Origin of the sequence: Phytopseudomonas flavescens, from assembly GCF_900100535.1 — a bacterium.
In the GTDB taxonomy this organism is placed as follows: domain Bacteria; phylum Pseudomonadota; class Gammaproteobacteria; order Pseudomonadales; family Pseudomonadaceae; genus Aquipseudomonas; species Aquipseudomonas flavescens.
In genome coordinates this window covers 97,156-115,560 of sequence record NZ_FNDG01000010.1, presented here as the reverse complement: position 1 = coordinate 115,560, position 18,405 = coordinate 97,156, and the positions used below count along the sequence as shown (strand labels likewise).

17 protein-coding genes are annotated in these 18,405 nt (G+C 63.1%); 11 read left to right on the top strand and 6 right to left on the bottom strand.

Features of this window, described 5'->3' with window-relative positions; genetic code table 11:
• Positions 1-6: 6 nt before the first annotated feature.
• Both BLR94_RS14595 and BLR94_RS14590 read right to left on the bottom strand, forming a co-directional pair.
• Entirely contained in the window at positions 7-1,128 is a 1,122-nt protein-coding gene (locus tag BLR94_RS14595) for a branched-chain amino acid ABC transporter substrate-binding protein (protein ID WP_084306736.1), read from the bottom strand.
• A 443-nt stretch (positions 1,129-1,571) separates the two neighbouring features.
• Positions 1,572-2,462 (bottom strand): MBL fold metallo-hydrolase, encoded by an 891-nt coding sequence (locus tag BLR94_RS14590; protein ID WP_084306734.1) that lies wholly within the window; start codon positions 2,460-2,462, stop codon positions 1,572-1,574.
• Positions 2,463-2,888: 426 nt separating this feature from the next.
• Between BLR94_RS14590 and BLR94_RS14585 the strand changes: the two genes are divergently transcribed.
• The 5 genes from BLR94_RS14585 (at position 2,889) to BLR94_RS14565 (ending at position 8,340) form a co-directional block, all read left to right on the top strand.
• Complete coding sequence (locus BLR94_RS14585; RefSeq protein ID WP_084306732.1) at positions 2,889-3,371, top strand: BRO-N domain-containing protein; 483 nt, start codon at positions 2,889-2,891, stop codon at positions 3,369-3,371.
• A 333-nt stretch (positions 3,372-3,704) separates the two neighbouring features.
• Positions 3,705-4,481: an AraC family transcriptional regulator gene (locus tag BLR94_RS14580; RefSeq protein ID WP_084306730.1), complete on the top strand. Its 777-nt coding sequence runs from the start codon at positions 3,705-3,707 to the stop codon at positions 4,479-4,481.
• A gap of 103 nt (positions 4,482-4,584) precedes the next feature.
• Positions 4,585-5,490 (top strand): aromatic amino acid exporter YddG, encoded by a 906-nt coding sequence (yddG, locus tag BLR94_RS14575; RefSeq protein ID WP_084306728.1) that lies wholly within the window; start codon positions 4,585-4,587, stop codon positions 5,488-5,490.
• A 25-nt stretch (positions 5,491-5,515) separates the two neighbouring features.
• The gene (locus tag BLR94_RS14570; RefSeq protein ID WP_084306726.1) at positions 5,516-7,318 is read left to right on the top strand and encodes a B12-binding domain-containing radical SAM protein; all 1,803 of its coding nucleotides are present in this window, start codon (positions 5,516-5,518) and stop codon (positions 7,316-7,318) included.
• A gap of 488 nt (positions 7,319-7,806) precedes the next feature.
• Positions 7,807-8,340, top strand: a complete 534-nt coding sequence (locus BLR94_RS14565; RefSeq protein ID WP_084306724.1) for an REP-associated tyrosine transposase — start codon at positions 7,807-7,809, stop codon at positions 8,338-8,340.
• A 166-nt stretch (positions 8,341-8,506) separates the two neighbouring features.
• Here the strand turns inward: BLR94_RS14565 and BLR94_RS14560 are convergent, their stop codons facing one another.
• From BLR94_RS14560 to aptA, 3 genes are all read right to left on the bottom strand, one after another.
• A complete protein-coding gene (locus BLR94_RS14560) occupies positions 8,507-10,006 on the bottom strand; it encodes a CoA-acylating methylmalonate-semialdehyde dehydrogenase (RefSeq protein WP_084306722.1) in 1,500 nt (499 codons plus the stop codon).
• A gap of 91 nt (positions 10,007-10,097) precedes the next feature.
• The gene (locus BLR94_RS14555) at positions 10,098-10,391 is read right to left on the bottom strand and encodes a cupin domain-containing protein (RefSeq protein ID WP_084306720.1); all 294 of its coding nucleotides are present in this window, start codon (positions 10,389-10,391) and stop codon (positions 10,098-10,100) included.
• Positions 10,391-11,737, bottom strand: coding sequence for an omega-aminotransferase AptA (gene aptA, locus BLR94_RS14550; RefSeq protein WP_084306718.1), 1,347 nt, complete (start codon positions 11,735-11,737; stop codon positions 10,391-10,393). The genes BLR94_RS14555 and aptA overlap by 1 nt, the downstream gene beginning before the upstream one ends.
• 128 nt (positions 11,738-11,865) lie before the next feature.
• Here aptA and BLR94_RS14545 point away from each other — a divergent pair, with 128 nt between their 5' ends.
• Positions 11,866-12,786: a LysR family transcriptional regulator gene (locus BLR94_RS14545; RefSeq protein WP_084306717.1), complete on the top strand. Its 921-nt coding sequence runs from the start codon at positions 11,866-11,868 to the stop codon at positions 12,784-12,786.
• A gap of 6 nt (positions 12,787-12,792) precedes the next feature.
• On the opposite strand, the gene BLR94_RS14540 is transcribed toward BLR94_RS14545, so the two are convergent.
• Positions 12,793-13,152: a hypothetical protein gene (locus tag BLR94_RS14540; protein ID WP_084306715.1), complete on the bottom strand. Its 360-nt coding sequence runs from the start codon at positions 13,150-13,152 to the stop codon at positions 12,793-12,795.
• A 208-nt stretch (positions 13,153-13,360) separates the two neighbouring features.
• On the opposite strand from BLR94_RS14540, the gene BLR94_RS14535 reads away from it, so the two are divergent.
• The 5 genes from BLR94_RS14535 (at position 13,361) to BLR94_RS14515 (ending at position 18,377) form a co-directional block, all read left to right on the top strand.
• On the top strand, positions 13,361-14,284 hold the full coding sequence (locus BLR94_RS14535) for an aldo/keto reductase (protein WP_084306713.1): 924 nt from the start codon (positions 13,361-13,363) through the stop codon (positions 14,282-14,284).
• A gap of 583 nt (positions 14,285-14,867) precedes the next feature.
• A complete protein-coding gene (locus BLR94_RS14530; RefSeq protein ID WP_084306711.1) occupies positions 14,868-15,656 on the top strand; it encodes an outer membrane protein OmpK in 789 nt (262 codons plus the stop codon).
• A gap of 43 nt (positions 15,657-15,699) precedes the next feature.
• On the top strand, positions 15,700-16,746 hold the full coding sequence (locus BLR94_RS14525; protein WP_084306865.1) for an ABC transporter substrate-binding protein: 1,047 nt from the start codon (positions 15,700-15,702) through the stop codon (positions 16,744-16,746).
• Positions 16,747-16,802: 56 nt separating this feature from the next.
• Positions 16,803-17,582 carry an ABC transporter ATP-binding protein gene (locus BLR94_RS14520; protein WP_084306709.1) on the top strand — a complete coding sequence of 260 codons (780 nt, stop codon included), beginning with the start codon at positions 16,803-16,805 and terminating at the stop codon, positions 17,580-17,582.
• Between the two features lie 21 nt (positions 17,583-17,603).
• Entirely contained in the window at positions 17,604-18,377 is a 774-nt protein-coding gene (locus BLR94_RS14515; RefSeq protein WP_084306707.1) for an ABC transporter permease, read from the top strand.
• Positions 18,378-18,405: the final 28 nt, after the last annotated feature.

Here is an 18,405-nt window from a genome sequence, read left to right as displayed (position 1 = left end):
TCTCTCTCAAAGCTGCTTGTACTTGCCGTCACTGCCCCACTGGTACATCACGTAGTCGGAGACCTTCAGGTCGCCTTTCTCGTCGAACGCTTTCTGGCCCATCACCGTCTGCACCGGGTTGGCTTTCAACCAGGCAGCGGCTTCGGCGCCATCGGTGCCCTTGATGCCAGCGAAGGCCGCGGCGACCACCTGCAGGGAAGCATAGGAATACAGCGTGTAGCCCTCGGGCTCGTAGCCGTTGGCGCGGAACTTGTCGATCACCGTCTTGCCCTCGGCGATCAGGCGCGGGTCGGCGCCGAAGGTCATCAGTACGCCGTCGACGTATTGCGGGCCGCCTGCGGTGCCGACCAGCTCATCGGTGACGATGCCGTCGCCGGAGACGAACTTGGCGGTCACCCCCTGCTCGCGCATCTGCCGTACCAGCGGGCCGGCCTCGGCGTGCAGGCCACCGAAGTAGACGACCTCGGCGCCGCTGGCGCGGATCTTGGTGACCAGCGCGTTGAAGTCCTTCTCGCCGCGGGTCAGGCCTTCGTACATCACCTCCTTCACGCCACGCTTGTTGAGCTGCGCACGGGTGGCGTCGGCCAGCCCCTGGCCGTAGGTGTCCTTGTCGTGCACCACGGCGACCTTCTTGGCCTTGAGCGTATCGACGATGTAATCGCCAGCGACGATGCCCTGCTGGTCGTCACGGCCGCACATGCGGAACATCGCCGACAGCCCGCGCTCGGTGACCTGTGGGTTGGTGGAAGCCGGAGTGATGGCGAGGATGCCCGCCTCGTCGTACACCTCGGAAGCCGGCATGGTCGACGACGAGCAGAAGTGGCCGATCACTGCCACCACCTTGTCCGAGTCGACCATGCGGTTGGCCACCGCCACGGCCTGCTTGGGCTCGCACGCGTCATCGCCTTTCACCAGTTTGATCTGCTCGCCGTTGATGCCGCCCGCGGCGTTGATGTCCGCGGCCGCCTGCTCGGCGCCGCGCCACAGCTGATCGCCGAATGCCGCGTTGCCGCCGGTCATGGGCGCGCCGATGCCAATGACGATGTCAGCGTGAGCGAGGGAGGAAAAAACCAGTGCGCCAGTGACCGCGAGCGCCAAGAAACCTTTCTGAAAAGACGGATGAGGCATGGACGTGCTCCTGAGGAGTTTTAGGATTGGCCCCACTGCTGGAGCAAGCCCTGTGCCATCCCCTGTCCGATAGCCGACGGCGTGGTGAAAATGCGCATTGGCAATGCCCGGTGGTCGATGCATGGGCAGCGGCGCCGGGGAATGCGTCATTTTCGATTGAAAAGGCGCCACGATCGCTGCATACCGCTGCCAACTCTGCACCTGGAGCGGGCAGGCGGCCGTCCATGCTGGTGCAACAATCCGAAACACCGGGCTCAGAAGCGCAGGGTTGGCGGTCACCGGGCAGGAACATATTTTTGGGATATGAAGTTGATTCCAGAGCGGTCGCAATACCGGTAAGGAGTTGCAATGGGCAGACTTCATCCGTTGTAACCGGTAACAACGCGAAAACACCCTGCACCGTTGCCGGGCGCAGGGCGATTCCATTTCGGATCAGGCGCGGCTCATTGCGGCCATTTTGCCTCGCCCTTTATCACCTGGGCGCTCAGTTCGAGGGACGAGTCGTCCGCCAGGCCCGGGTAACGCGTGCGCATGGCGGCGATCAACTGCGCGGAGTCCGCTGCCTGCTTGGCCTCCTGCTCGAACGCCAGCAGGTAGTCGCGGGTCGCGCTGACCGTCTGCGGCGAATCCGGCAGGCTGCCGTCGGCATTGTCCAGGTAATGGCCGGGTACCACCTTGTGCGGCTTCAGCGCAGCGATGGCGTCCAGGGTACCCAGCCAGTCGCGGCGCGATTGCTCGGTCTGGGTGTCGGCCAGCCACACATGGATATTGGCCGATACTGGAATGCCGCCGACCACGGTCTTCAGCGCCGGGATCCACACGAAAGTACGCTTCGGCTCGGGCCCGCGGATCTCCAGCACCTGACCGTCCACCGTCAGTTTCGGCTCGCTCAGCGCCTGCGGCACCAGCAGGGCCTCTGGCGCGTTGTCCTTGAGGATCGGCCCCCAGTGCGCCAGCTTGCCGTCCTTGCTCGCCTCGATGGCCGCCACGGTTTCGGCGCTGGCGACGATCTTCGCATCCGGGAAGGCACGGTGGATCACATCCAGGCCGAAGTAGTAATCCGGGTCGCTGTGGCTGATGTAGACGGTGGTCAGCTTCTTGCCGGTGGCCCGCACCTTGTCCACCAGCGCCTGGGCATCGTCGCGCTGGAACTGCGCATCGATCAGCAGCGCTTCGCTCGGCCCGGACACGATCTGCGCCGACACCGGGAAAATCGACTTGGCGCCGGGGTTGTACACCTCCAGCGTCAACGGTTCGGCCGCCAGGGCATGGCTGGCCATGGACAGCACGGCAGCAACGGACAACAAGGGGCGCAACAGACGCAAAGCAGGCATGGCATAGCCTCGAAGGGAGAAAGAGTGCCGGCCATCATAGGGAGGCGGATTGATTCGACATACAGCCTGACGTGCAATGCTTTGTTGCGCGCTTCGAGCCAGTCTCCCGACGCTCGCCCTCGGCCTGGCAGCTTGCCTTGCCCGCAGCGCAACCCTATCCTGCCTCGGCCACGGTCAATCCCGTGGCCGGGTTTGACAGCTCGACTCTCGGCGCGATGTGCCAACCGGTGCATGCGAGAACGGCGTTCGTTCTTGCAGGCCGGCGTTTGCATGCAGTTCGTACTGCAACGCTCTATGGCAGATCGCGTGGGGAGATCCTCGTGGTCTGCCGGCTTCCGAGTCCGGTCTGTCAACCCTGCGCGGTCTGCCTCCATTCGGTTGACAGCGATCGAGGCAGCTCCTGATCCCCCACTCGGAGCCTTCCCGATGCCTGACGCATTCACCCCTACAGTGTTCATACGCCACAACAAGCCGCTACGTGCCGTTCTGATCGACCGCCAACCCTGGTTCGTCGCCAGCGATGTCGGCCGCCTGCTCGGCCAGCGCCATGCCGAACGCCTGTGCCGGCGCATGGATCCCGAGCAGATCCGCTCCATCCACCTGCGCCACGCCAGCGGCGGTGAAGAGCCCGTGCAGGTCATCGACCAAGCCGGCCTGTACAAGGCCCTGTACCGCTTCATGCACCCCGAGAACCGCAACCTAAGCCGCTGGTTGGGCCAGGAAGTCATCCCGCACCTGCATGACCTGGCACAGGTGCAGAACGCGGCGCCAAGGCGCGTGCAAATGAACTGGCAAGGCGCGCACATCGGCATGCTCGACTGGCAAGGTGAACTCTGGGTGCGCCTCCAGCAGTTGCCCACCCTTGCAAATTGGCAAGAAGCGCCAGTACGGCGGCGTTGGTTCGGCTAAGTACCTGTTCAGGATATAGGCACTAGATTTCTTGTGGCAGCCAAGGTCGAGACCTACCCTCGGCATATTCCTGTGGGAGCAGAGCAGGCACTTAAAGAGGAGGCCGCAAAAAGTTGCGCGAAGTCCCTCTCAAGCGCCTGATGCTACGGCGTTTCTTTGAGTGAAATTCGAACTGAATACTGGCCGGGTCGATAGGTTCTTCGGCGGTATTGATCGACAACCGCGAATTTGAGTTCAATGATCGGTAACCTATGGCAATTACCGTAGGGGACGCACTTGCCCTGAGTGGACCGGAATCGAAAGATAAATGCCTCGACACGAGGAGAATCATGGATGAGCACTACTGACCCCCAATCGTTTTTTCTGGCGTTGCGCTCTTATTCAGGTGAGGTTGAACTTCACGAACATGACTTTCATCAGATAGTCCTTTCTCAGTCCGGCACAATGGAGATTGAGATCGACGGACGATGTGGCAAGGTCGACGCGAGCCAGGGTTTGGTGATTTCCGCTGGTTCCCGGCACACGTTTCTGGCCAACAGCCATAACAGTTTTCTGGTGTTGGATGTATTGACCGACCGTGACGAAGCACATGAAAGCACTGTTGCATCACTTGACCCACTCAACGACAAGCGCTTTTTTGCGATCAGGCCCGATATACGGCATTTACTCGATTACGCCAGTACCAACAGCTCACGGTTGATTGGCTCACTCACGATGGCCGAGTCCTGGAGCCGGTTGTTGCTGTGTTCGTTATTGCAGCCCGAGGTTGCGCGGAGCGACCCCGGCCAGTTCATTCTCGCTCGCGCGCTGGCCTATATCGAGCAGCACCTGGGCACCGCCCTGACGGCTCATGATATTGCGCGTTATGCGGGCACCAGTGAGCGGCGGTTATATGTGCTATTTGGGCAGCACCTGAACACAACGCCGTTCTCGCATATCGCGAACTTGCGTCTGAATCTGGCCATTGACCTGCTGCGCCAAACGTCTTTGTCGATCATTGATATTGCGCATCGCGCCGGGTACGCCGACCAGAGTGCGTTAACCCATGCGCTGAAGAAAGCCCGCCATCTGACGCCGGCCGTTGTGCGTAAACAAGGGCGAGACCACTAAAAAGACAGCAGTCCCGAACAATTCTTTGGCGGGCCTGATCAATACGCGCTCCCTCGACCTTTCTATTGTTCCCGCTTGAGGATCATCCGCAGACGGGGCTTGCATGAGCACTTCCAACCCATCCATCACCCTTGCCAAAGGCGCCGCCAGTGCGACGCTGATCGGGGTGATTGCCGTATTTTTGTGGGCGTGCCTGGCGCTTCTGACCACCTTGACCGCCGGGATCCCGGCCTTTCAGTTGCTGGCTTCGAGCTTCGCGGTCGCGTTCGTGGCCAGCCTGTGCATGCTGGGGCTGCATGGCGCTGCCGGATTCAGCAGTTGGCGCCAGCCCTGGTACGTGTGGGCAACGGGGTTTGCCGGGATCTTCGTCTATCACGCATTGTATTTCTTTTCCCTTAAGGCCGCGCCTGCGGCTGAAGCCAGCCTGATTGCCTACCTGTGGCCGCTGCTGATCGTGCTGCTGTCGAGCCTCGCCACCGGCGAGTCGCTGCGCAAGCGCCAACTGCTGGGCGCCTTGCTCGGCCTGGCGGGCACGGCCTTCATCATGCAACTGCGGGCCAGGAGTGACAGTGCGTCGATGCCGGTTATCGGTTACGCCGCCGCCTTTGCGTGTGCCTGGGTCTGGGCCATCTATTCAGTGTTCAACCGGCGGTTCAGCCACGTTCCGAGCAGCATCATCGGGGGTATTTGCGGGCTGGTCGCAGTGGCGGGAGGGCTCTGCCACCTGGCTTTCGAAACCACGGTTCGGCCTGAGCCCAGCCAGTGGGCGGCAATCATTGCCCTGGGGCTGGGCCCGGTAGGCCTGGCTTTTTTCGCCTGGGACCACGCGACCAAGCACGGAAACCTATCGATGCTTGGCGCCCTGTCTTACCTGGCGCCGTTGTTCTCCACGCTGTTGCTGATTGCCGTGGGGCAAAGCGATGCCAAGCCGATCCTGATGATTCCCGCTGTGTTGATCATTACCGGGGCGGTCATCGCTACTTCACGCTCACGCACGACCTCACGGTGATCTCGACGGGTAAGGAGACAGGGAAATGAACTTGATAGCGTCGCAGGGAACCATGAGGATCGAGAGCAACGGGCCGAGTTTTTCGGTCGCGCCCACGCGGCCCTTACTCAGTTATCTTGGCAAGCCATCGTTGCTGAACAGCCCAACCGGCATCCGTCGTCGCGCCAATGGCGAGGCGCCTCGTGTGTTGCTGGTTGTGCCGCCCTACACACGCCTGATCGAGCCCACGTCACACGACAGCGCATTTGCCCGCATCGGCATTGATACGTTCGAAGTGATGAAGCGTGCCGGTACGCCTATCGGCCTGTTGCGCATCGCCACGGTGGCCCGGCGTGCCGGTTATGACGTGCAGATTGTCGATTCGCCCTTTGCCGGCTGGTCCCAGGAGCACAGACTGGTCAAGGTCGACCAAGGGCATCTGATCCGCTACGGCCTGACCGATACGCAGATACGCGAGATCATCGAAACCGCACAGCCCGATATTGTCGGGATCCAGTGCAACTACACCGTGCAATGGGGCAATGCCCGGGCGTTGGCCGAACTGGTGAAAACCCTCGACCCCAACTTGGTGCTGGTCACCGGCGGCGCTCACTCCAGTGGTGACTGGAAGAACGCACTGCTGGATTCGGCCTTCGACTTCGCGCTGATCAATGAAGCTGACCGCGCCTTTACCCTGCTGCTGGATGCCTTGACTCACGAAGGTACAGACATCAATGCCGTACCTGGAGTGGCGTACCGCGACAGCCGGGCAAAACTGATCCGGCCCACCCAGAAGTCCAGCTACCTGAGCATCATCCCCAAGCGGCAGGACCTCGAGGAGAGGCTGGGAGTCATGCCCTTGCCGGACTTCAGCCTTCTGGACATGAACCATTACCTGCAGCCTTATCACTCCTCAGGTGCGCGAGTACGCAAGCACGGCGCCTGGGCGCAGATATTCTCCACGATTGGCTGCAACGTGAACTGTAACTTCTGCTACATCCCGAAAATCAACGGCCCTTGGCGTGCACTTGGCCTGGACTGGTTTGACTTGCACCTGGCCGATCTGGTGAAACAGGGCGTCACCGAAGTCCTGATCGAGGACGATCACCTGATGCACGACCCGTTGTATGCGATGGAGGTTGGCAAACTCCTGAAAAAACATGACTTGCCCTGGGCCGAAGAGGGCGGGTTGAGCCTTTTTAACCTGATCCTGCTGCATTTGGGCGAACGCTTCATAGACCAGATGGATGAGAAGGAGCGCAAGAACCCGCAATATCGCAATGTGATCGAGGCGGTAAAAGGCGGACTTACGGCAAGGGAGTTCATTCGGTCGATTGCCGAAAATGGCTGTTACAACATCTACCTCGCGGTGGAAAGCGCGAACGAAGACAGCCTGGTCAATTCCAACAAATCCCGACTTAACGCGATCCAGCACTCAACGTTCGAGCTCATAGAAATGTTTACCGAGCACGGCATTCAGGTCACCGGCGGGTTCATGCTGGGGTTCGTCAATCCCCCCGGCGGTCCTGGGCAAAAGCCTTTTGTAGAGAGCCTGGAGCTGATCGAGCGCACTATCGATTACGCGGTCAACCTCATGGGCGCAGGAATGGCGTATGCCAACCCGTTTATCGTCACGCCGATTCCCGGGACGTCGATGTGGGAATACCAGCAGCAGTACGTGGTGCGCCACTACGACAACGGTTGGTCCCACGAAAAAGCCACGATGGCTACCGACCAATGGAATGCCGAGGACATCGAGAAAGCACGCATGGAGTTGCTGGTTCGGGCCAACGGGGCTGATCGTGTCAGAGAGATGGTACGTCGCGGCACTTGGCCAGTGGACGCTTGATTGGCTCGTATGAAGCAGCAATGGTGGGCAATGCAAAGCTTGTCCACCATTGGTCTCCACCAATACATCAGGCATGCACTACCCACCCCTTCAGCAGGCCGAACGGAATCGTTGCGTAGAGGGCCGGGCGGGCAGCCTTGAGCGGCATGGATGCCGCGAGAGGCTAGGCACCCTCGGAGCGATGATGGAGTGAGGGAAGTCGAACGCAGCGAGAGGGGGAACGCCTAGTTGCGGATGCAGGGGCATAGCGTTTTTGCTTACTTTTTTGCGGGGCCGGCCATCCGGCGCTTGAAAAAAGTGAGTCGCCGTAAGGGCAAAACCAAATAATCAGGCTACGAAAAAGCGGCCCCGGAGTGCAACTCAGCGGCTCGTGCAATACGTAGCCTGCGGTTGAGCGAAGCGATACCCAGGAGGCCGATTCCCGGGTATCGCTTCGCTCGATCCGGGCTACAGTTGAACGGTGTTTTTTCTGCAAGGGACTGCAGGCAATGGTGCTGTATCGCCGCGACAAAACGCCGGGCGCCACTTGGTTCTTCACACTCAACCTGGCAGATCGCCGCCGCGACTTGCTGACTGCACCTATCGATTTGCTGCGTGCCAGCTTCCGCCATGTGATGAGGCTTCATCCGTGGCGCATCGACGCTATCGTCATCCTTCCCGATCACCTCCACGCCCTGTGTACCCTGCCACCTGGCGATGCGGATTTCGCCTTACGCTGGCGGCTTATCAAGAGTGGTTTTTCCAGAGCCCTGCCGATAGGAGAACGGATATCCGCCAGCCGGCAGCGTAAGGGCGAGCGAGGCATCTGGCAGCAGCGTTTCTGGGAGCATCGGATTCGTGACGACGAGGACGTTGCCCGGCATGTCGATTACATCCACCACAACCCGCGCAAGCATGGGCATGTGGAGCGTGTAATGGATTGGCCATGGTCGTCGTTTCATCGTTATGTGGCGGCGGGGTTGCTGCCGGAGGATTGGGCAGGAGGTGGGAGCGATGAGGTGTTTACGGGGGAGAGATTGTAGGGAGCCATGAAAATCATTCCCGGGTGTCGCTACGCTCGACGCCGGGCTACGGGGTCGCGCGTAGCCTGCGGTTGAGCACAGCGATACCCAGGAATTGCCGACGCAATTATCGCCACTAATGAAAAGGCCGATCTCCCGACCGGCCTTTCATCTACCTCATCCCACCTCAGCTATTGCTGGGAAACGCGAACTGCGCCGCCTCGTGGCTCTTGCGCTGCGGCCAGCGCTGGGTGATGGATTTGCGCCGGGTGTAGAAGCGCACGCCGTCGGGGCCGTAGGCGTGGAGGTCGCCGAACAGGGAGCGTTTCCAGCCACCGAAGCTGTGGTAGGCCACCGGCACGGGCAGGGGCACGTTGACGCCGACCATGCCGACTTCGATCTCGTCGCAGAACAGCCGCGCCGCTTCGCCGTCTCGGGTAAAGATGCAGGTGCCGTTGCCGTACTCGTGATCGTTGATCAGTTGCATGGCCGCCTCCAGGCTGTCGACGCGGACGATGCACAGCACCGGGCCGAAAATCTCGTCGGTGTAGATGGTCATGTCCGCCGTCACCCGGTCGAACAGGGTGCCGCCGAGGAAGAAGCCGTTTTCATTGCCGGACACGCTCAGGCCACGGCCATCCACCACCAGCTCGGCACCCGCCTGCACGCCCGCGTCGATGTAGCCGGTGACCTTTTCCTTCGCCGCAGCGGTGACCAGCGGGCCCATGTCGAGGCCGCACTGGGTGCCGGCGCCGATCTTCAGGGCCTTGATCTGCGGAACGATCTTGTCGACCAGCGCATCGGCGATCTGCTCGCCCACGCACACGGCCACGGAAATGGCCATGCAACGCTCGCCGCAGGAACCGTAGGCGGCACCCATCAGTGCGCTGACGGCGTTGTCCAGGTCGGCATCGGGCATCAGCACCGCGTGGTTCTTGGCGCCACCCAGGGCCTGCACGCGTTTGCCGCGCTTGCTGCCTTCGGCGTAGATGTATTCGGCGATGGGCGTGGAGCCGACGAAGCTCAGGGCCTTGACCTCGGGCGCCTGGATCAACGCATCCACCGCGGTCTTGTCGCCGTGCACGACGTTGAGCACGCCCTTGGGCAGACCGGCTTCCTGCAGCAACTGGGCGATGTACAGGGTGGAGCTGGGGTCGCGCTCGGAGGGTTTGAGGATGAAGCAGTTGCCGCAGACGATGGCCAGCGGATACATCCACAGCGGCACCATGGCCGGGAAGTTGAACGGGGTGATGCCAGCGACCACGCCCACCGGCTGGAAGTCGCTCCAGGCGTCGATGTTGGGGCCGACGTTGCGGGTGTACTCACCCTTGAGGATTTCCGGCGCGGAGCAGGCGTACTCGACGTTCTCGATACCGCGCTTGAGTTCGCCGGCAGCGTCTTCGACGGTCTTGCCGTGCTCTTCGCTGATCAGTTTGGCGATGGCGTCCTCGTGCTGCTCGAGCAATTGCTTGAAACGGAACATGACCTGGGCGCGCTTGGCCGGCGGCGTGTTGCGCCAGGCCGGGAACGCCTGCTTGGCGGAGTCGATGGCCTGCTGCACGGTGGAAACATCGGCCAGGGCGACGCGGCGTACCGCTTCACCGGTGGCCGGATTGAACACGTCGGCGCTGCGGCCGCCCTGGCCGTCCGTGAGTTCGCCGTGGATCAGGTGCTGGATGGTGGTCATGAAAATTCCTCGCTATGCATGTCTGTGCAGGAGCGCCGTGACGCCTGGCTTCGCCGGCGATGCCTGCCGGCCAGCTCCTGTCTGAATGGTTTCATTGCGCTTTGATTTCGGTTTCGACGAAGACCACTTCATGGTCGCTGGCATTGATCACGTTGTGTTCCACCCCCGCCTTGCGGAAGTAGCTCTGCCCGGCCACCAGCGGGGCGTGCCTGTCGCCCTCCGGGGTTTCCAGCAGCAGCGTGCCGTTGGTCATGGGCACCACCACGTAATCGTAACCATGCCGGTGGCGACCGGTTTCGGTACCCGGCGCGAACCGCCACTCGGTGACGATCACTTCGTCGTTATCCACCTGCACGGTGGCTACCGCCTGCTGCCGGACAGCCATCAGTCGATCCTTTGCAGCACATCGCCCACGGCGCTGAACACCCGGTCGAGGTCTTCGATCCGGGCGTTGAACATCGGCCCGAACTGCAGGCCGTCGCCGCCAAAGCGCACGTAGAAGCCTGCCTTCCACAGTGCCACACCGGCCTCGAAGGGACGGATCGACGGGTCGCCATCACGGGGCGCCAGCTGGATCGCCCCAGCCAGGCCGCAGTTGCGGATGTCGACGACGTGCCTGGCGCCCTTGAGGCCGTGGATGGCGTTCTCGAACTTCGGTGCCAGCTCGGCAGCCTGCTGCACCAGGTTCTCGCGCTTGAGCAGCTCCAGCGAAGCCAGGCCAGCGGCGCAGGCTACCGGGTGGGCTGAGTAGGTGTAGCCGTGGGTGAATTCGATCATGTGCTCGGGCGTCGGCTGGCCCATGAAGGTCTGGTAGATCTCGCGGGTGGCGATCACCGCGCCCATGGGCACGGCGCCGTTGGTGATCTGCTTGGCGACGTTGACGATATCCGGGGTAACGCCGAAGTACTCGGCGCCGGTCCATTTGCCCATGCGCCCGAAGGCGGTGATCACTTCGTCGAAGATCAGCAGGATGTTGTGCTGGGTGCAGATCTCGCGCAGGCGCTGCAGATAACCGGCAGGCGGCACGATGACGCCGGCCGAGCCGGACATCGGCTCGACGATCACCGCGGCGATGTTGGAGGCGTCATGCAGCTCGATCAGCTTGAGCAGCTCGTTGGCCAGCTCGACACCACCGGTCTCGGCCGCCCCCCTGGTGAAGGCCATGCCCGACTGCAGGGTGTGCGGCAGGTGGTCGACATCCATCAACTGGCCGTACATCTTGCGGTTGCCGCCGATACCGCCAAGCGCGGTGCCGGCGATGTTGACGCCGTGGTAACCACGGGCGCGGCCGATCATGCGCGTCTTGCTGGCCTGGCCCTTCAGGCGCCAGTAGGCCTTGGCCATCTTCACGGCGGTATCGGCGCACTCGGAGCCCGAGCCAGTGAAGAACACATGGTTGAGGTCGCCCGGCATCAGGTCGGCGACTTCCTCGGCCAGCTTGAACGACAGCGGATGGGCGTACTGGAAGCCCGGCGAGTAATCGAGGGTGCCGAGCTGCTTGGCCACGGCCTCCTGAATCTCCTTGCGGCAATGGCCGGCGCCGCAGGTCCACAGGCCGGACAGGCTGTCGTAGACCTTGCGACCGGAATCGTCGGTCAGCCAGGCGCCTTCGGCGCCGACGATGATCCGCGGGTCGCGCTGGAAGCTGCGGTTGGCGGAAAACGGCATCCAGTGGGCATCCAGCCTCTGGCTGGCCCGGAGGGGCGGCATAGCGGTCTGCGGCATGTTCATGGAGTCAGCCTCGTCATGGCGTTTTCGTGAATAGAGATAGAAGCGTATCGGTTGTCAGCGAAGGTGCCACAGGCATAGAGTCACTCAAACCCGACTCTTCTTATCCTCGGTTCACTGGTGACTAAACAATGAGCGTTCGACGCCCGGAGCCCCTGGCCCAGGTCAGCGATTTCGATATCCGCCTGCTCAAGCTGTTTCGCAGCGTGGCCGAGTGCGGCGGGTTCTCCGCTGCGGAAAGCGTGCTGGGCATCGGCCGCTCGGCGATCAGCCAGCAGATGAGCGACCTGGAGCAGCGCCTCGGCCTGCGCCTGTGCCAGCGTGGGCGTGCCGGCTTCGCGCTGACCGAGGAAGGCCGCGAGGTGTACCGCTCCACCGAGCAGCTGCTGGCGGCGCTGGAAAGCTTTCGCACCGAGGTCAACGGCCTGCACCAGCACTTGCGCGGCGAGCTGAACATCGGCCTGACCGACAACCTGGTGACGGTACCGCACATGCGCATCACCGCCGCCCTCGCCCGCCTCAAGGATCGCGGCCCGGACGTGCGCGTGCATATCCGCATGACGCCGCCCAGCGAGGTCGAACAGGGCGTGCTCGACGGTCGCCTGCACGTGGGCGTGGTGCCCATGGTCGGCGGCCTGTCCGGCCTCGATTACCAGCCGCTGTACGACGAGCGCTCGCTGCTCTACTGCGCGGTCGGCCACCCGCTGTTCTACGTCGATGACCGGGAGCTGCCGGACGAGCGCCTCAACGCCCAGGATGCCATCGCGCCGACCTTCCGCCTGCCGCCCGACGTCCAGAACCACTACCTGGCCCTGAACTGCACGGCCAGCGCCTCGGATCGCGAAGGCATGGCTTTTCTGATCCTCACCGGACGCTATATCGGCTACCTGCCGGACCACTACGCTGCCGCCTGGATCAAGGAGGGCCGCCTGCGTGTGCTGAAGGCGGACACACGCTTCTATGACCTCACCCTGGCCTCGGTGACACGCAAGGGCCGCCGCCCGCACCTGGTGCTGGAGAGTTTTCTCGACGAGCTGGCGGCGAGTGCCTGAGGCGGTCTACTTCACTCGCTCGATGCGTCCGCCGCAGCGGGTGAAACAACTGTCGTAGACCTCGGTACAGGCCTGGTAATCCGGCCCGTCGGGCGCCGTCGGCTGTGGGCAGAGCGTCTTGAGGTTGGGGTCTTCGGTGGTGTGCAGGCAATTCTGGTAACTCTGGTTCTGGATGTCGTACAGGCCTTTGAATTCGCGGTACGACGCGTCACGGCTATCCCGGCACTGACGCTGCTGGTCGTCACAGCGCTGCACACAGGCCAGGCCCTCAGCGGTATGCGGCGGGATATGCTGGTAGCGGATACAGCCGCCCAGAGAGATCGTGGCCAGCGCCAGTGCGGCGAGAGACAGGTGATATGCAGACATGCTTGCAGGTCCTTCGGCAAGGGTTCGGCGGTCACCTTGCAGGCGCCGCGAACCGGGATGGGTGAGCCGCACCAGACGGTGGCAGGCCCTATTTGAGAAACCCTGTAACATTTGGTTCCCCGCCTTGCCTCAGAGGTCCCTCGCATCCGCAGCGGGCGACTAGTCTGTGCTGAGCACCTTTCAGCCATTCCAGCCTACGGAGCACACCATGCCCAGCCGTCGCCATTTCCTGCAGGGAAGCGCTGCCCTGATGACCCTCGCCGCCGGCAGCCAGATGCTGCCTGGCCTGGCCTTAGCCGCCAACCCGGCGCCCCTGCTGCAACGCAAGATCGCCTCGAGTGGCGAGGCGCTGCCGGTGATCGGCCTCGGCACTTCGCAAACCTTCAACGTCAGCCTCGACAACGCCAGCCTGAAACCGCTGGACGAGGTGGTACGTGCCTTTATCAACGGCGGCGCCACATTGATCGACACGGCGCCCAGCTACGGCGCTGCCGAGACGGTGACCGGCGAACTGCTCAAGCGCACCCGGACCCAGGGCAAGGCCTTTCTCGCCTCGAAACTGTCGAGCACCGGTCGCGAGCGTGGCCTGGCGCAGTTCGAGGCGAGCCTCAAGGCATTGCAGACCGACAAAATGGACCTGCTGCAGGTGCACAACCTGCAGGACACCACCACGCAATTGGCGTTGGCCCGTGAGCTGCGCGAGCAGGGCAAGGTGCGTTACATCGGCATCACCCATTACATCGAATCGGCCCACGACGACCTGCTCGGGGTACTGGCCAAGGAGAAGGTCGATTTCGTCCAGCTCAACTATTCGGTGGGTGAGCGCAACGCCGAGAAACGCCTGCTGCCCTACTGCGCCGAGCATGGCATCGCCACGCTGATCAACCGCCCGTTCCAGCGCGCGCAGCTGCTCGGCCGGGTCAAGGGCAAACCGCTGCCGGAGTGGGCCCACGAGATCGATGCGACGTCCTGGGCGCAGTTGCTGCTCAAGTTCATCCTCGCCAACCCAGCGGTTACCGCAGTGATTCCGGCCACCTCCAACCCGCGCTACGTGGTCGACAACCTCAAGGCCGGCCAGGGCCGCCTGCCCGATGCGCAACTGCGCGAGCGGATCGTCCAGGCCTTCAGCTGACCAAGCATTCTTCGCCGGCCTGCTGGCCGGCAGCGCGCGGCGTCGTCGCCCGGCCGGGCGCCTGCGCCGACGACGATCATCCGAGGATCACGCTGAAAGCGGCGGTTGGCGGAAAACGGCATCCAGTGCGCATGCAACGTGAGCGGGCCAGCCAAGGACGGCGCGCGCTTGACGTCTGGGATGGATTGCGGGCATCGATGCACCGTCGTGCGGCTTTGCGGTGGACGAGAAAGCGTCAGCCACGCGCCCCGGATGCACGGCGCCACCAATAGGCACAACGCCGGATAGCAGGACTAGAGCGGGCTTCCTCCAGCGCACCCATTCAGTGCATCGGGCTCCCGTTCGAAGCACGAAATTCGCTTTGCCGTGCAACCACCGCCTCGCACTCGCCCCCCTCGCGCTGCCAGACCATCGCGTCAACGGTCGTATGCAATTGAGCAGACGGCATTTTCGCCATCGGTGGCGAGTCCGTGAGACGTTTATTTTCAAAAATCTGATCAACTGGACAGAAAATTGCACCTGGGCCGACACCTGTCCGAACGGACAGGAAAAAAATCAGAAAAGCACGCCCAAAGGAGCCTCCATGAATCGTAAAGTCCAGTGCCTGGTACTGACCGGCGCAGCCCTGCTGGCCAGCCAGGCGCATGCCGACAGCCCGCTGCTGTGGCAGAACAACAGCCTGTCCTACCTTTATGGCAAGAACTTCAAGGTCGAGGAGCCGATCCAGCAGACCGTCACGTTCGAACATGCCAGCGGCTGGAGCTGGGGTGACATGTTCCTGTTCGTCGACAACAAGTGGTTCAACGGCGAGAGCGGCAATGCCGGGCATACCTACTATGGCGAGTTCAGCCCGCGCCTGTCGTTGGGCAAGATCAGCGGCAGCGACCTGACCTTCGGCCCGGTCAAGGACGTGCTGATCGGCGCCACCTACGAGCGCGGCGAGAACCGCAATCGCAATTACCTGCTGGGGCCGGCGGTGGACCTGAACGTGCCCGGTTTCGACCGTCTGGGCATCAATCTGTATTACCGCAAGCCCGACGGCATCACCGGCAAGCCGTCCGGTCAGTGGCAGATCACTCCCACCTGGGCCATCACCATTCCCGTCGGCAAATCGGACATCCTCATCGATGGCTACATCGATTGGGTGGTCAACGATGCCGGCTCCAAGGCCAGAGGCGATTACCTGGCCAGGAACCTGCACATCAATCCGCAGATCAAGTACGACCTGGGCAAGGCGCTGGACTGGGGTAAGCAGCAAGTCTACGTCGGTATCGAGTACGACTACTGGAGCAACAGGTTCGGCATCGAGGACAGCTCGGCCTTCACCACCAACCAGAACACCGCCAGCGCCATGCTCAAGGTGCATTTCTAAGCCAAGGAAAATGCGCCGTTCCCGCGGCGCCGGAGAAGCCTCGATGACACGACTCACACCTCCACGGCGCCTGCTCGCCGCAACCGGCAGATGCCTTGGCACCCTGGCTCTGGCCGGGCTGATGGCCAGCGCCCAGGCCGCCGCCCTGACGCCCGTCAAATTCACCCTCGACTGGCGCTTCGAAGGCCCGTCAGCCCCCTTCCTGCTGGCCGCTCAGAAAGGCTACTTTGCCAGAGAGGGCCTGGACGTGAGCATCGATGCCGGCAATGGCTCGGCCGGTGCGGTCACCCGGGTCGCCACCGGCGCCTACGACATCGGCTTCGCCGATTTCAACGCCCTGATCGAATACAGCGCGGGCAACCCGCAGACGCCGCTCAAGGCCGTCTACATGGTCTACAACAACACCCCGGCGGCGGTGTTCGCGCTGAAGTCCTCGGGTATCGCCAGCCCCGCCGACCTCAAGGGCAAGACCCTCGCCGCCCCGGTGTTCGACGCCGGGCGCAAGGCCTGGCCGGCGTTCGCCCGGCACAACGGCCTGGCCACGGACGACGTGACCTGGCAGAGCGTCGACCCGGCGATCCGCGAGACCCTGCTGGCCCGCGGCCAGGTGGACGCCATCACCGGTTTCTACTTCACCAGCGTGCTCAACCTGCAGGCCCGCGGGGTCAAGCCGGAGGACATCGTCAGCCTGCCGTATCCGCAGTACGGCGTGGAGCTGTATGGCAACGCCATCATCGCCAGCGACAAGCTGCTGCAGGACAACCCCGAACTGGTCAACGGTTTCCTGCGCGCCTTCAACAAGGCCTTGCAGGAAACCCTGGCCGATCCCGACAGCGCCGTGGCCTACGTGGTCAAGCAGGATCCCCTGGCCAAGGAGGCTATTGAACTGCGCCGCCTGAAGCTGGCCCTGGAGGCCAACGTGGTCACCGACGAAGTGCGCGAGATCGGCCTCGGCGCGGTGAAAGCCGAGCGCCTGCAGCGCGCCATCGAGGAAGCCGTCAGCGCCTATGGCCTGCAAAGCGCCCCCGCGGCGGACAGCCTGTTCGACGCCACCCATCTGCCCGCCGCGGCGGATCGCCAACTGCCCTGAAAGCCTTCCGGCGTCGCCTGCCGCGCCGGGGATGCAGCACAGCCAGAGAGTGTTCCATGGAATTCGTCAAATTTGAAAACGTCAGCCTGGCCTACAACGAAGGCGGGCCGCTGGCCATCGAGCAGATCGACATCACGGTGCGCGAGAACGAGTTCGTCGCCGTGGTCGGCCCGTCCGGCTGTGGCAAGTCGACCCTGATGAAGCTGGTGTCCGGCCTGCGCGAACCCAGCGCCGGCTATGTCTACCTGGGCGGTCGCCAGGTCGGCGGTCCGCAGAAATGCATCGGCATGGCCTTCCAGGCCTCCAACCTGTTGCCCTGGCGCACCACCCTGCAGAACGTCATGTTGCCGCTGGAGATCGTCGAGCCGTACCGCTCCAACCTGCGCCGCGAACGCCAGAGCTACGAGCAGCAGGCCCGCGATCTGCTGGCGCGGGTCGGCCTGGCCGGCTACGAGGACAAGTTTCCCTGGGAGCTGTCCGGCGGCATGCAGCAGCGCGCCTCGATCTGCCGCGCGCTGATCCACAAGCCGCGCCTGCTGATGCTCGACGAACCCTTCGGCGCCCTCGACGCCTTCACCCGCGAGGAACTCTGGTGCCTGCTGCAGGAGCTGTGGCGCAGCGAGCCGTTCACCGTGATCCTGGTGACCCACGATCTGCGCGAAGCGGTGTTCCTCGCCGACACCGTGTACGTGATGAGCAAGCGTCCCGGGCGCATCCTGCTGCGCAAGCCCATCGAACTGGCGCGACCGCGCACCCTGGAAGCCACCTACAGCGAAGCCTTCGCCGCCGACGTGCACCTGCTGCGCGAGCAGATCGGACGCATCCGCGAGTCCTGAACCTCCACGAGATCCACTGCCATGCTCACTGAAAAACAACTGATCCGTCTGGCGCCCTGGCTGGTTGTCCTGTTCCTGCTGATCGTCTGGGAAGCCATCTGCACCGGCTTCAAGGTGCCCGAGTACCTGTTCCCCGCGCCAAGCGCGGTGTGGCAGGCCGGCCTGGCGCGCTGGGAACCGATTCTCATGCACGCCACCCAGACGCTGTTCACCACCCTGGCCGGCTTCGCCATCGCCGTGGCGGTCGGCCTGCTGCTGGGCATCGCCGTGGGCCTGTCGCCGCTGGTCTACCGCGCGCTGTATCCCCTGCTGGTGGGTTTCAACAGCATCCCCAAGGTGGCCTTCGTACCGGTGCTGGTGGTGTGGTTCGGCATCGGCACGGTGCCGGCGATCCTCACCGCCTTCCTGATTTCCTTCTTCCCGATCCTGGTCAACGTCGCCACCGGCCTGGCCACCCTGGAGCCGGAACTGGAAGACGTGCTGCGCTCGCTCGGCGCCTCGCGCCTGGACATTCTGCGCAAGGTCGGCCTGCCACGGGCCATGCCCTATTTCTTCGCCTCGCTGAAGGTGGCCATCACCCTGGCCTTCGTCGGCTCGGTGATCTCCGAAACGGTGGCGTCCAACCTCGGCATCGGCTACCTGATGATGGCCGCCAGCTCGTCCATGGACATGGCCCTGGTGTTCGCCGGCCTGATCGTCATCGGCGCCATGGGCGTGGCGATGTACGAGCTGTTCGCCTTCTTCGAGAAGCGCCTGACGGGCTGGGCGCACCGCGGCGAGAGCAGTGCCCTGTGAGGCGCTGAGCAGGTAACAACTGACCTGG